This window comes from Pseudomonas sp. AC172, from assembly GCF_979258595.1.
Genome location: NZ_OZ409868.1, coordinates 4,141,301 through 4,154,681, shown reverse-complemented (window position 1 = coordinate 4,154,681; position 13,381 = coordinate 4,141,301). Strand labels below are relative to the sequence as shown.

Genomic DNA, 13,381 nt, shown 5'->3' with positions numbered 1-13,381 from the left:
AACGCAGACGTGTTTCGCGGAGCTAACGCTATCAGTCTCGACGCAAAGGGCCGTCTCGCTATGCCGAGCCGGTACCGTGACGAGCTCGATTCGCGCAGTTCCGGCCAGTTGATCGTGACCATTGATGCCGTTGATCCGTGTCTGTGTGTCTATCCCCTCGACGAGTGGGAAATTATTGAAACCAAGTTGCGTGCGCTTCCTTCGCTTCGCGAAGAGAACCGTCGCCTGCAACGTTTGCTGATTGGTAATGCCGTCGACCTCGAACTCGATGGCAGCGGTCGTTTTCTGGTTCCACCGCGTCTGCGCGAATACGCCAAGCTCGATAAGCGCGCGATGCTGGTAGGCCAACTGAACAAGTTCCAATTGTGGGACGAGGATGCATGGAACGCGGTATCTGCCGCTGACCTTGCTGCTATTCAACAACCGGGCGCGATGCCTGATGAACTGCGTGATTTGATCCTGTGACTATTGATAGCGGCTTTAACCACATCACCGTACTGCTTGACGAAGCCGTCGAGGCTCTCGCCGTACGTCCTGATGGCTGCTATCTGGACGGAACGTTCGGGCGCGGTGGCCATAGCCGGTTGATCCTCAGCCAGCTCGGCACGGACGGTCGGCTCATCGGATTCGACAAAGATCCACAAGCGATTGCCACCGGGCAAACGCTAGCGGCCGAAGACGGCCGCTTTGTCGTTGTGCAGCGCAGCTTTGCCGAGCTCGGTTCGGTGGTTGCCGAGCAAGGCTTGAGCGGCAAGGTCAGCGGTATTCTGCTGGACCTCGGCGTGTCCTCACCGCAACTGGACGACGCTGAGCGTGGCTTCAGTTTCCTCAATGACGGCCCGCTCGACATGCGCATGGACCCGTCCCGTGGTATCAGCGCTGCCGAATTCGTCAACACCGCGCCGGCTGAGGAAATCGCCCGGGTGTTCAAGGAATACGGCGAAGAACGTTTTTCCGGTCGTATGGCTCGCGCCGTCGCCGAGCGCCGCGACATCAAACCGTTCGAGCGCACCGCTGATCTGGCTGAAGTCTTGAAAGTCGCCAACCCGGCATGGGAAAAGGGCAAGAACCCGGCCACCCGCGCCTTCCAGGGTTTGCGCATTCACGTCAACAACGAACTGGGTGATCTGGAAGCCGGCCTCGAAGCGGCGCTGGATGCTCTGGAAGTCGGCGGTCGCCTGGTGGTGATCAGCTTCCACTCGCTGGAAGACCGTATCGTCAAACTGTTCATGCGCAAGCTGGTGAAAGGCGAAGCCGATAACCTGCCGCGCAACCTGCCGGTTCGCCACGTGGCGTTCGAACCGAAAATCAAAGTCCATGGCAAAGCGCAGACGGCCTCCGACGCCGAACTCAAAGCCAACCCACGTTCCCGTAGCGCCGTCATGCGCGTCGCGGAGAAGCTGCGGTGAGCAAGCTTTTCGCCAAGCCACTGCCCGGCGGCAGCTTTCTGATGCTGCTGCTGTTCATCGGCGTGCTCGTCTCGGCCATCGCCGTGTCGTACAGCGCGCACTGGAACCGGCAGTTGCTCAATACCCTTTATAACGAACTCAGCGTGCGCGACAAGGCGCAGGCCGAGTGGGGTCGCCTGATTCTTGAGCAAAGCACCTGGACCGCGCACAGCCGCATCGAAGTGCTGGCCACCGAACAACTGAAAATGCACATCCCCGGCGCGGCTGACGTGAAGATGGTGGCGCCATGATGAAACTCGAAGGCGCACTGTTCCCATGGCGCTTCCGCCTGATGGTGGCGCTGCTCGGCGTGATGGTCGCGGCGATCTGCTGGCGCATCATCGACCTGCAAGTGGTCGACCGTGACTTCCTCAAAGGTCAGGGCGACGCACGTAGCCTGCGTCACATCCCGATTCCCGCTCACCGTGGTCTGATCACCGACCGTAACGGCGAGCCTTTGGCCGTGAGTACCCCGGTGACCACACTGTGGGCTAACGCCAAGGAAATGCAAACGGCGAAAGAGAAATGGCCGGCACTCGCTGCCGCGCTGGGGCAGGACCCGAAAGCCCTGACCGAACGCCTCGAAGCCCAGGCCAACAAAGAATTCATTTATCTGGTGCGCGGGCTGACCCCTGAGCAGGGCCAGTCTGTGCTCGACCTGAAAGTGCCGGGCGTTTACGGCATCGAAGAATTCCGCCGGTTCTACCCGGCCGGTGAAGTCACTGCGCACATGGTCGGATTTACCGACATCGATGACCACGGTCGCGAAGGTGTCGAACTCGCTTATGACGAATGGCTCGCTGGGGTGCCGGGCAAACGACAGGTCATCAAGGATCGGCGCGGTCGGCTGATCAAGGATGTCCAGGTCACCAAAAACGCCAAGGCCGGCAAGCCCTTGGCGTTGTCCATTGACCTGCGTCTGCAATATCTGGCCAACCGCGAGCTGCGTAACGCGATCATCGAGAACGGCGCCAAGGCCGGCAGTCTGGTGATCATGGACGTCAAGACCGGCGAGATTCTGGCCATGGTCAACCAGCCAACCTACAACCCGAACAACCGCCGCAACCTGCAACCGGCAATGATGCGTAACCGCGCGATGATCGACGTGTTCGAACCCGGTTCAACGATGAAAGCCATCTCGATGAGCGCCGCGATCGAAACCGGCCGCTGGAAACCGAGCGACACCGTCGAGGTGTATCCGGGCTCCCTGCAGATCGGCAAGTACACGATCAAGGACGTTTCCAAGACGGAAGGTCCGGTGCTCGACCTGACCGGCATCCTGATCAATTCCAGTAACGTCGGCATGAGTAAGGTCGCGTTCGATATCGGCGGCGAAACGATTTTCCGTCTCGCGCAGAAAGTCGGCCTCGGCCAGGACACCGGCCTCGGCTTCCCGGGCGAACGTGTCGGAAACCTGCCGAACTACCGCGAATGGCGCAAGGCTGAAACCGCAACGCTGTCCTACGGCTACGGTATTTCCGTGACCGCGATCCAACTGGTTCATGCGTTCTCGGCGTTGGCCAACAACGGTCGTCTCGCGCCGCTGACCCTGATCAAAACCGACAAACCGCCGCAGACCACGCAAGTGCTGCCGGAAGCCGTCGCGAAAACCATGCAAGGCATGCTCACTCAGGTGATCGAGGCGCCGCGTGGCGTGTTCCGTGCGCAGGTGCCGGCATATCACGTGGCTGGCAAGTCGGGTACCGCGCGCAAGACCTCGGTGGGTACCAAGGGCTACGCGGAAAACTCTTATCGCTCGCTGTTCGCCGGTTTCGGCCCGATGAGCGACCCGCGTTACGCGATTGTTGTGGTGATCGATGAGCCGTCCAAGGCCGGTTACTTCGGTGGTCTGGTTTCCGCGCCGGTGTTCAGCCGTGTGATGTCCGGCACCCTGCGCCTGATGAACGTTACGCCGGACAACCTGCCGGCGACGCAGCAAGCCAACGCCACCCCGGTCGTTCCGCTGAAAGCCAATGGAGGGCGCGGCTGATGTCATTAAGTCTGAACAAGATATTCCCCCACGCCGGCCACGATCTGTTGATCCGTGAACTGGCGCTGGACAGCCGCAACGTACGCGCGGGCGATCTGTTCCTCGCCGTGCCTGGCGGAAAATTCGATGGCCGTGCGCACATTGCCGACGCATTGCAGCGTGGTGCGGCGGCTGTGGCTTATGAAGTGGAAGGCGCTACCGTGCTGCCGATCACTGACGTGCCGCTGATTCCGGTCAAAGGCCTGGCAGCGCAGCTGTCGGACATCGCCGGGCGTTTTTACGGTGAGCCAAGCCATCACCTGAATCTGATTGGCGTGACCGGCACCAACGGCAAGACCAGCGTGACCCAATTGGTCGCGCAGGCACTGGATCTGCTCGGCCAGCATTGCGGCATCGTCGGCACCTTGGGTTCCGGCTTCTATGGCGCACTGCAAAGCGGTCTGCACACCACGCCAAACCCGATCGCCGTGCAAGCGACGTTGGGCGACCTGAAAAAGGCCGGCGCCAAAGCCGTGGCCATGGAAGTGTCGTCCCACGGTCTGGATCAGGGCCGCGTCACGGCGCTGGCGTTCGACGTCGCGGTGATGACCAACCTGTCCCGCGATCATCTGGATTATCACGGCAGCATGGAGGCGTACGCCGAGGCCAAGGCCAAGCTGTTCGCCTGGAATGACCTGAAGTGCCGCGTGGTCAACCTCGACGACGATTTCGGCCGGCAACTGGCTGCGGAAAAACGTGAATCGCGCCTGATCACTTATAGCCTGCTCGACAGCAGCGCCTATCTGTATTGCCGCAAAGCGCAGTTCGACGACCACGGCGTGCGCGCCACGCTGGTGACGCCGCAGGGTGAACATCATCTGCGCAGCACGCTGCTCGGCCGTTTCAACCTGAGCAACGTTCTGGCGGCGGTCGGCGCCTTGCTGGGTCTGGATTACGCGCTCGACGAAATTCTCAAAGTGTTGCCGAAACTCGAAGGCCCGGCCGGGCGCATGCAGCGTCTCGGTGGCGGCACGCAGCCGTTGGTGGTGGTCGATTACGCCCACACCCCGGATGCGCTGGAAAAAGTCCTGACCGCGTTGCGCCCGCACGTCAAAGGTCAACTGCTGTGCCTGTTCGGCTGCGGCGGCGATCGTGATCGCGGCAAACGTCCGTTGATGGCCGAAGTGGTCGAGCGTCTGGCCGATCAGGTCGTGGTCACCGACGACAATCCGCGTACTGAAGATCCAGCGGTGATTTTCGAAGACATCCGCGCCGGATTCACTGCTGTGGATAAAGTCACCTTCGTCGCCGGCCGTGGCCAGGCGATTGCGCAACTGATTGCCGGCGCGTCCGCCGATGACGTGGTCGTACTGGCCGGTAAAGGTCACGAGGACTATCAGGAAATCAACGGCGAACGCCATGCCTTCTCTGATCTGGTCGAGGCCGATCACGCCCTGACCGCTTGGGAGGTAGCCCATGCTTAAGGCCCTCAAACTCAGCGAACTGACCAACGCGCTCGACGCACGTTTGATTGCTGCCGATGCCAGTTTCGACGGCGTCAGCATCGACAGTCGCGCGATTCAGCCCGGCCAACTGTTTATTGCCCTGACCGGTCCGCGTTTCGATGGTCATGACTATCTGAATGATGTCGCTGCCAAAGGCGCCGTTGCCGCGCTGGTCGAGCGCGAAGTCGCCGACAGCACGCTGCCGCAACTGCTGGTCAAAGACACCCGTCAGGCCCTTGGCCAGTTGGGTGCCTTGAACCGTGCCGCGTTCACTCAGCCAGTCGCCGCGATTACCGGTTCCAGCGGCAAGACCACGGTCAAGGAAATGCTTGCGAGCATCCTGCGCACGCGCGGTCCGGTATTGGCGACCCGTGGCAACCTGAACAACGACCTCGGCGCGCCGCTGACCCTGCTCGAACTGGCCCCGGAACACACCTCGGCGGTGATCGAACTGGGCGCCTCGCGCCTCGGCGAAATCGCTTACACCGTGGGTCTGACCAAGCCGCACGTGGCGATCCTCAACAATGCCGGCACGGCTCACGTCGGTGAGTTTGGCGGGCCGGAGAAAATCGTCGAAGCCAAAGGCGAAATCATCGACGGGCTGGCGGCCGATGGCATCGCCGTGCTTAACCTCGATGACAAGGCCTTCGGTATATGGAAGGCCCGTGCGGGTGCTCGCAAGGTGCTGACCTTCGCCCTGAGCAACACTCAGGCGGATTTCTACGCCAGCGATCTGAGCACCGATGCCCGTGGTTGCCCGGCCTTCAATCTGCACACACCTGAAGGTGCCGAGCGCGTTCAACTGAACCTGCTCGGCACCCACAACGTCGCCAATTCCATGGCCGCCGCCGCTGCCGCACACGCTTTGGGCGTGTCGCTGTTCGGCATCGCCACCGGGCTTGGCGCCGTGCAACCGGTCAAGGGTCGCACCGTCGCGCAGCTGGCGAAAAACGGCATGCGCGTGATCGATGACACTTACAACGCAAACCCCACCTCAATGTGCGCGGCCGTTGATATACTCGCCGGCTTTTCCGGCCGCACCGTCCTGGTGCTCGGAGATATCGGCGAGTTGGGCGATTGGGCGGAGCAGGGGCACCGCGACGTGGGCGAGTACGCCCGGGGCAAGGTTTCCGCGCTTTATGCCGTTGGGCCAAACATGGTTCACGCCGTAAACGCTTTCGGTGAACAGGCGCATCACTTCGGCAGCCAAGCCGAACTGATTCAGGCCCTCGACGCCGAGCAGGACACAAACACCACTATTTTGATCAAGGGTTCGCGCAGTGCAGCGATGGAAAACATCGTTGCGGCTCTGTGCGGGTCCAGTCTGGAGAAACATTAATGCTGCTGCTGCTAGCGGAGTATCTGCAACAGTTCTACAAAGGCTTCGCAGTCTTTCAGTACCTGACCCTGCGCGGGATTCTCGGTGTACTGACTGCGCTGGTTTTGTCGCTGTGCTATGGCCCGTGGATGATCCGCACCCTGCAGAACCGTCAGATCGGGCAATCCGTGCGTAACGACGGCCCGCAATCGCACCTGTCCAAGTCGGGTACACCGACCATGGGCGGCGCGCTGATTCTGTCTTCGATCGGCGTCAGCACCTTGCTTTGGGCTGACCTGAGCAACCGCTACGTCTGGACTGTCTTGTTGGTAACCCTGTTGTTCGGCGCCATCGGCTGGGTCGATGATTACCGCAAAGTCATCGAGAAGAACTCGCGTGGTTTGCCGAGCCGCTGGAAGTATTTCTGGCAGTCGGTGTTCGGCCTCGGCGCGGCGATCTTCCTTTATATGACCGCATCCACCCCGGTGGAAACCACGCTCATCCTGCCGATGCTCAAGGACTACAGCATTCCGCTGGGCCTGGGTTTCATCGTGCTGACCTACTTTGTAATCGTCGGTTCGAGCAACGCGGTCAACCTGACTGACGGCCTCGACGGTCTGGCGATCATGCCGACCGTGATGGTTGGCGGTGGCCTCGGCATTTTCTGCTACCTGTCGGGTAACGTGAAATTCGCTGAGTACCTGCTGATCCCTTACGTACCGGGCGCGGGCGAGCTGATTGTGTTCTGCGGCGCGCTGATCGGTGCCGGTCTGGGCTTCCTGTGGTTCAACACCTACCCGGCGCAGGTGTTCATGGGCGACGTCGGTGCGCTGGCACTCGGCGCGGCACTGGGCACCATCGCGGTGATCGTCCGTCAGGAAATCGTCCTGTTCATCATGGGCGGCGTGTTCGTGATGGAAACCCTGTCAGTCGTCATTCAGGTTGCGTCTTTTAAGCTGACCGGTCGCCGTGTGTTCCGCATGGCACCGATCCACCACCATTTTGAACTCAAGGGCTGGCCCGAGCCGCGCGTGATCGTCCGTTTCTGGATCATCACCGTGATTCTCGTGCTGATCGGCCTTGCCACCCTGAAGCTGAGGTAGAACGAGTGTCTCTGATCGCTTCTGACCACTTCCGCATCGTTGTCGGCCTCGGCAAGAGCGGCATGTCCCTGGTTCGCTTCCTGGCGAGCCGGGGCACGTCGTTTGCCGTGGCGGACACGCGGGAAAATCCACCGGAACTGGCCACGCTCAAGCGTGACTATCCGCACGTGGAAGTGCGTTGTGGCGAGCTGGACGTCGAATTCCTCTGCCGTGCCGACGAGCTCTACGTGAGCCCCGGCCTGGCGTTGGCGACCCCGGCCCTGCAAGCTGCTGCGGCCCGTGGCGTGAAACTCTCTGGCGACATCGAGCTGTTCGCGCGTAACGCGCAGGCGCCGATCGTGGCCATCAGCGGTTCCAACGCGAAAAGCACCGTCACCACCCTGGTCGGCGAGATGGCGGCTGCGGCCGGCAAACGTGTCGCCGTCGGCGGCAATCTCGGCACCCCGGCGCTGGATCTGCTCAGCGACGACGTCGAGCTGTACGTGATGGAGCTGTCGAGCTTTCAGCTGGAAACCACCGACCAGCTCAACGCTGAAGTGGCCACCGTGCTGAACATCAGCGAAGACCACATGGATCGCTACAGCGGTCTGCCGGCGTACCACCTGGCCAAGCACCGGATCTTCCGGGGTGCCAGGCAGTTCGTGGTCAATCGGCAGGACGCGCTGAGCCGTCCGTTGATGGGCGAGGGCCAGCCGTGCTGGACCTTCGGCCTGACCAAACCGGATTTCAAGGCATTCGGTATTCGTGAAGAAGAGGGCGAGAAGTATCTTGCCTTCGAATTCCAGAACCTGATGCCGGTGCGTGAACTGAAGATTCGCGGCGCACACAACCAGTCCAACGCCCTCGCGGCGCTGGCGCTCGGTCATGCTGTGGGCTTGCCGTTCGACGCCATGCTCTCGGCCTTGCGCACGTTTGCCGGTCTCGAACACCGCTGCCAGTGGGTGCGTGATCTCGATGGCGTCGCTTACTACAACGATTCCAAAGCGACCAACGTTGGCGCCGCACTGGCCGCCATCGAAGGCTTGGGCGCGGACATCGACGGCAAGGTCATCCTGATCGCCGGTGGCGATGGCAAGGGTGCCGAATTCAACGATCTGCGTGATCCGGTCGCGGCCAACTGCCGTGCCGTTATCCTGATGGGCCGCGACTCCGACAAGATCGGTGAAGCCCTCGGTGATGCCGTGCCGCTGATTCGCGCGACCTCGCTGGTCGATGCCGTTGCGCAATGCCGCGCCGCCGCCCAGCCGGGTGATGTGGTGCTGCTGTCGCCGGCCTGCGCCAGTTTCGACATGTTCAAGAATTACGAAGACCGTGGTCACCAGTTCGTCCGCGCTGTGGAGGAATTGGCATGAGCCTGCGCAATATCATCAAACCGTATCCGTCGCCGATCATCACCGGGCGCGGTATCGACCTCGATTTCCCGATGCTCGCCGGTTGCCTGGCATTGCTCGGTCTCGGTTTGATCATGATCGCCTCGGCGTCCACTGAAGTGGCGGCGGCGCAGTCGGGCAGTCCGCTGTATTACATGATTCGCCACCTTATCTATGTGGTGCTCGGATTGGGCGCGTGCATCGTCACCATGATGATTCCGATCGCCACCTGGCAACGTCTCGGCTGGCTGATGCTGATCGGCGCGTTTGGCTTGCTGGTTATGGTGATCATTCCTGGCATCGGACGCGAAGTGAACGGTTCGATGCGCTGGATCGGATTCAGCTTCTTCAACGTGCAGCCGTCGGAAATCGCCAAGGTGTTCGTGGTGATCTACCTCGCCGGTTATCTGGTGCGTCGCCAGAAAGAAGTGCGTGAGAGCTGGATGGGTTTCTTCAAGCCGTTCATCGTGCTGCTGCCGATGGCCGGTCTGTTGCTGATGGAGCCGGACTTCGGTGCCACCGTGGTGATGATGGGTGCAGCGGCGGCCATGCTGTTCCTCGGCGGGGTCGGGTTGTTCCGCTTTTCGCTGATGGTGGTCTTGGCGGTCGGTGCCGTGGTCTTGCTGATTCAGATGCAGCCGTATCGAATGGCGCGTCTGACCAACTTCGCTGACCCGTGGGCTGATCAGTTCGGTGCCGGCTATCAGTTGTCGCAAGCGTTGATCGCCTTCGGTCGCGGTGAATGGCTCGGCGTGGGGTTGGGCAACAGCGTGCAGAAGCAGTTTTACCTGCCGGAAGCGCACACCGACTTCGTGTTCTCGGTTCTGGCTGAAGAATTGGGCGCCGTCGGTTCGCTGTGCACCGTCGCGCTGTTTGTTTTCGTGTGTATTCGCGGCATGTACATCGGCCTGTGGGCAGAGAAAGCCAAGCAGTTCTTCGCCGCTTATGTGGCTTACGGTCTGTCGTTCCTGTGGATTGGTCAGTTCCTGATCAACATCGGTGTGAACGTCGGCCTGCTGCCAACCAAGGGTCTGACCTTGCCGTTCCTCAGTTATGGCGGTAGCTCGTTGGTGATCTGCTGTGCCTGCCTCGGTTTGTTATTGAGGATCGAGTGGGAGAGTCGAACCCACCTGGGCAGTGAAGAGATGGAATTCCATGAGAGCGACTTCGCCGAGGAGCCGAATCATGGGCGCTAACGTATTGATCATGGCCGGCGGAACCGGCGGCCACGTGTTCCCGGCGCTGGCTTGTGCCCGCGAGTTTCAGGCGCGCGGCTACACCGTGCACTGGCTCGGCACGCCACGCGGAATTGAAAATGAACTGGTGCCGGCCGCAGGTCTTGAACTGCACCGCATCAACGCCACGGGTCTGCGCGGCAAGGGCAAGCTATCGCTGCTCAAGGCGCCGTTCATGCTGCTGAAATCGGTGTGGCAGGCGCGGGCGATCATTCGTCGCTTGAAGCCGGTGTGCGTGGTTGGCTTCGGTGGTTATGTGACCGGCCCCGGTGGTCTTGCCGCAAAACTGGCCGGCGTGCCGGTGATCGTTCACGAGCAGAACGCCGTTGCTGGCACCGCCAATCGGTTGCTGGTGCCGTTCGCCGCCCGGGTGTGTGAAGCGTTCCCGGACACCTTTACTCTGTCGGACACCCGCCGTACCACCGGAAACCCGGTGCGCAGCGAGCTGTTCCTCGACACATCGCGACCAGCCCTGGCCGGTCGCAAAGCGCGTTTGCTGATCCTTGGCGGAAGCCTTGGCGCAGAACCGTTGAACAAGTTGCTGCCTGAAGCCCTGGCCCAAGTCGCTGCCGATTTGCGCCCGGAAGTGTTTCATCAGGCCGGCAAAAACCACGATGAAGTGACTGCAGAGCGCTACCGCGCCGCCGGTGTGGATGCGCAGGTGCAGCCTTTCATCAAAGACATGGCCCAGGCCTATGGCTGGGCTGACCTGGTGGTGTGCCGCGCAGGCGCGTTGACCATCAGTGAGCTGGCTGCCGCCGGTCTGCCCTCGATGCTGGTGCCTTTGCCCCACGCGATCGACGATCACCAGACCCGCAACGCCGATTATTTGGCCCGTGAAGGCGCTGCCTTCCTGATGCCGCAAAGAACGACTGGTGCCGCGGACCTTGCCGCGCGCCTGACAGAGGTCTTGATGCAACCGCAACGACTCGAAGATATGGCCCAAGCGGCCCGCCGTCTGGCGAAACCCGATGCCACCCGTAGCGTGGTCGATACCTGTCTGGAGGTGGCCCATGGTTGAGAATCAGAAAGCCATGCCACAACCGGAAATGCGCCGCATCCGTCGCATCCACTTCGTCGGCATCGGCGGCGTGGGCATGTGCGGTATCGCCGAAGTGTTGTTGAACCTGGGTTATGAAGTCTCCGGTTCCGACCTGAAAGCCTCGCCGGTGACCGAGCGTCTGGAATCGTTCGGCGCGCAGATTTTCATCGGCCACCGTGCCGAGAACGCCGCGACCGCCGATGTGCTGGTGGTGTCGAGTGCTGTGAACACCTCCAACCCGGAAGTCGCGACTGCGCTTGAGCGTCGCATTCCAGTGGTGCCGCGTGCCGAAATGCTCGCCGAACTGATGCGCTATCGCCACGGTATCGCCGTCGCCGGTACCCACGGCAAAACCACCACCACCAGCCTGATCGCTTCGGTGTTCGCGGCCGGTGGTCTGGACCCGACCTTCGTGATTGGTGGCCGTCTGAATGCTGCGGGCACCAATGCCCAGCTCGGCACCAGCCGTTACCTGATTGCCGAAGCCGATGAAAGCGATGCGAGTTTCCTGCACCTGCAACCGCTGGTGGCCGTGGTCACCAACATCGACGCTGACCACATGGCGACCTACGACGGTGACTTCAACAAACTGAAGAAAACCTTCGTCGAGTTCCTGCACAACCTGCCGTTCTACGGTTTGGCAGTAATGTGCCTGGACGATCCGGTGGTGCGCGAAATCCTGCCGCTGGTGAAACGTCCGACCGTGACCTACGGCTTCAGCGAAGACGCTGACGTCCGCGCGATCAATATCCGCCAGCAAGGCATGCAGACCTTCTTCACCGTGTTGCGCCCTGACCGTGAGCCGTTGGACGTGTCGGTGAACATGCCGGGCAATCACAACGTGCTCAATTCGCTGGCGACCATTTGCATCGCCACCGACGAAGGCGTCAGTGATGAAGCCATCGTCCAGGGCCTGTCGGGCTTCCAGGGTGTTGGTCGACGCTTTCAGGTCTACGGCGAACTGCCGGTGGACGGCGGCAACGTGATGCTGGTCGATGACTACGGTCACCACCCGACCGAAGTCGCGGCAGTGATCAAAGCTGTACGCGGTGGCTGGCCGGAGCGCCGTCTGGTGATGGTCTACCAGCCGCATCGCTACAGCCGCACCCGCGATCTGTACGACGACTTCGTCAATGTACTGGCCGATGCCAACGTGCTGCTGCTGATGGAAGTTTATCCGGCCGGCGAAGAGCCGATCCCGGGTGCCGACAGCCGCAAGCTGTGCAACAGCATCCGCCAGCGTGGTCAGCTCGACCCGATCTACATCGAGCGTGGCGTCGATCTGGCGCCACTGGTCAAGCCGCTGCTGCGTGCCGGCGACATCCTGCTGTGCCAGGGCGCCGGTGATATCGGCGGTCTCGCGCCGAAGCTGTTGAAAAGTGAATTGTTCGCTGGCGCCGTGGCGGCGTCGGTCGAGGGGAAGTTGAAATGACTGCTGCCTACGCCAAGCTGTTTTCCACTATCGCGCCGAAAGACTTCGGCCGCGTTGCCGTGCTCTTTGGCGGCCTGAGTGCCGAGCGTGAGGTTTCGTTGAAATCCGGTAACGCCGTGCTCGACGCGCTGCAGAGCGCTGGCGTGGACGCGTTTGGCATCGACGTTGGCGACGACATTCTGCAACGTCTGCTCAGCGAAAAGATCGACCGCGCCTTCATCATTCTTCACGGCCGTGGCGGTGAAGACGGCTCCATGCAGGGCCTGCTCGAAGTGGCGGGTATTCCGTACACCGGCAGCGGCATTCTGGCTTCGGCACTGGCGATGGACAAACTGCGCACCAAGCAGGTCTGGCACAGCCTCGGGATTCCGACGCCGCGTCACGCCGTGCTGTGCAGCGAAGCCGATTGTATTTCCGCGGCGACGGAACTGGGCTTCCCTTTGATCGTCAAACCGGCGCATGAAGGTTCAAGTATCGGGATGGCCAAAGTGAGTTCTGCGTCCGAGTTGATCGACGCATGGAAAGCGGCCAGTACCTACGATTCGCAAGTCTTGGTTGAGCAATGGATTCAAGGTCCGGAGTTCACCATCGCCACCCTGCGTGACCAGGTGTTGCCTCCTATCGCCCTGGGTACACCGCACACGTTCTACGACTACGACGCCAAGTACATCGCCAACGATACCCAGTACCGCATTCCGTGCGGGCTGGATGCCGCCAAGGAACAGGAACTCATGGATCTCACGGCCAAGGCCAGTGAGGCGCTGGGTATTGCCGGTTGGGGCAGGGCGGACGTGATGCAGGACGCCGACGGGCAGTTCTGGTTCCTGGAAGTGAACACCGCTCCGGGCATGACCGATCACAGTCTGGTGCCGATGGCCGCGCGTGCGGCCGGTCTGGATTTCCAGCAACTGGTTCTGGCCATTCTGGCCGCCAGTGTTGAAGACGCTCGAGGTTAAGAC

12 protein-coding genes are annotated in these 13,381 nt (G+C 61.4%); all 12 read left to right on the top strand.

What is annotated here, in order from left to right:
- Positions 1–9: 9 nt before the first annotated feature.
- From mraZ to ACZ0A4_RS18605, 12 genes are read left to right on the top strand one after another with little or no spacing between them, the layout of a single operon-like run.
- Positions 10–465: a division/cell wall cluster transcriptional repressor MraZ gene (gene mraZ, locus ACZ0A4_RS18660; RefSeq protein WP_007917012.1), complete on the top strand. Its 456-nt coding sequence runs from the start codon at positions 10–12 to the stop codon at positions 463–465.
- On the top strand, positions 462–1,409 hold the full coding sequence (gene rsmH, locus ACZ0A4_RS18655) for a 16S rRNA (cytosine(1402)-N(4))-methyltransferase RsmH (RefSeq protein WP_007917010.1): 948 nt from the start codon (positions 462–464) through the stop codon (positions 1,407–1,409). Before mraZ ends, rsmH begins: the two co-directional genes overlap by 4 nt.
- Positions 1,406–1,699: a cell division protein FtsL gene (gene ftsL, locus ACZ0A4_RS18650; RefSeq protein WP_007917008.1), complete on the top strand. Its 294-nt coding sequence runs from the start codon at positions 1,406–1,408 to the stop codon at positions 1,697–1,699. Before rsmH ends, ftsL begins: the two co-directional genes overlap by 4 nt.
- On the top strand, positions 1,699–3,438 hold the full coding sequence (locus ACZ0A4_RS18645; RefSeq protein ID WP_171057288.1) for a peptidoglycan D,D-transpeptidase FtsI family protein: 1,740 nt from the start codon (positions 1,699–1,701) through the stop codon (positions 3,436–3,438). The genes ftsL and ACZ0A4_RS18645 overlap by 1 nt, the downstream gene beginning before the upstream one ends.
- On the top strand, positions 3,438–4,901 hold the full coding sequence (locus tag ACZ0A4_RS18640) for a UDP-N-acetylmuramoyl-L-alanyl-D-glutamate--2,6-diaminopimelate ligase (protein ID WP_463575917.1): 1,464 nt from the start codon (positions 3,438–3,440) through the stop codon (positions 4,899–4,901). The genes ACZ0A4_RS18645 and ACZ0A4_RS18640 overlap by 1 nt, the downstream gene beginning before the upstream one ends.
- A complete protein-coding gene (locus ACZ0A4_RS18635; RefSeq protein ID WP_463575916.1) occupies positions 4,894–6,261 on the top strand; it encodes a UDP-N-acetylmuramoyl-tripeptide--D-alanyl-D-alanine ligase in 1,368 nt (455 codons plus the stop codon). The genes ACZ0A4_RS18640 and ACZ0A4_RS18635 overlap by 8 nt, the downstream gene beginning before the upstream one ends.
- Positions 6,261–7,343, top strand: coding sequence for a phospho-N-acetylmuramoyl-pentapeptide-transferase (gene mraY / locus ACZ0A4_RS18630; RefSeq protein ID WP_007917000.1), 1,083 nt, complete (start codon positions 6,261–6,263; stop codon positions 7,341–7,343). The genes ACZ0A4_RS18635 and mraY overlap by 1 nt, the downstream gene beginning before the upstream one ends.
- Before the next feature lie 5 nt (positions 7,344–7,348).
- A complete protein-coding gene (murD, locus tag ACZ0A4_RS18625) occupies positions 7,349–8,695 on the top strand; it encodes a UDP-N-acetylmuramoyl-L-alanine--D-glutamate ligase (RefSeq protein WP_463575915.1) in 1,347 nt (448 codons plus the stop codon).
- Positions 8,692–9,909, top strand: coding sequence for a putative lipid II flippase FtsW (ftsW, locus tag ACZ0A4_RS18620; RefSeq protein ID WP_007916996.1), 1,218 nt, complete (start codon positions 8,692–8,694; stop codon positions 9,907–9,909). Before murD ends, ftsW begins: the two co-directional genes overlap by 4 nt.
- Complete coding sequence (gene murG / locus ACZ0A4_RS18615) at positions 9,899–10,969, top strand: undecaprenyldiphospho-muramoylpentapeptide beta-N-acetylglucosaminyltransferase (RefSeq protein ID WP_064392864.1); 1,071 nt, start codon at positions 9,899–9,901, stop codon at positions 10,967–10,969. Before ftsW ends, murG begins: the two co-directional genes overlap by 11 nt.
- Complete coding sequence (murC, locus tag ACZ0A4_RS18610) at positions 10,962–12,422, top strand: UDP-N-acetylmuramate--L-alanine ligase (protein ID WP_137218408.1); 1,461 nt, start codon at positions 10,962–10,964, stop codon at positions 12,420–12,422. The genes murG and murC overlap by 8 nt, the downstream gene beginning before the upstream one ends.
- Entirely contained in the window at positions 12,419–13,378 is a 960-nt protein-coding gene (locus ACZ0A4_RS18605; protein WP_242206793.1) for a D-alanine--D-alanine ligase, read from the top strand. Before murC ends, ACZ0A4_RS18605 begins: the two co-directional genes overlap by 4 nt.
- Positions 13,379–13,381 lie beyond the last annotated feature (3 nt).

Bases quoted from the DNA above. Each gene is read 5' to 3' on its own strand.
- ACZ0A4_RS18645 (WP_171057288.1), top strand. From the start codon at position 1,699: ATGAAACTCGAAGGCGCACTGTTCCCATGGCGCTTCCGCCTGATGGTG.
- ACZ0A4_RS18640 (WP_463575917.1), top strand. From the start codon at position 3,438: ATGTCATTAAGTCTGAACAAGATATTCCCCCACGCCGGCCACGATCTG.
- ACZ0A4_RS18635 (WP_463575916.1), top strand. From the start codon at position 4,894: ATGCTTAAGGCCCTCAAACTCAGCGAACTGACCAACGCGCTCGACGCA.
- mraY (WP_007917000.1), top strand. From the start codon at position 6,261: ATGCTGCTGCTGCTAGCGGAGTATCTGCAACAGTTCTACAAAGGCTTC.
- ftsW (WP_007916996.1), top strand. From the start codon at position 8,692: ATGAGCCTGCGCAATATCATCAAACCGTATCCGTCGCCGATCATCACC.
- murG (WP_064392864.1), top strand. From the start codon at position 9,899: ATGGGCGCTAACGTATTGATCATGGCCGGCGGAACCGGCGGCCACGTG.
- murC (WP_137218408.1), top strand. From the start codon at position 10,962: ATGGTTGAGAATCAGAAAGCCATGCCACAACCGGAAATGCGCCGCATC.
- ACZ0A4_RS18605 (WP_242206793.1), top strand. From the start codon at position 12,419: ATGACTGCTGCCTACGCCAAGCTGTTTTCCACTATCGCGCCGAAAGAC.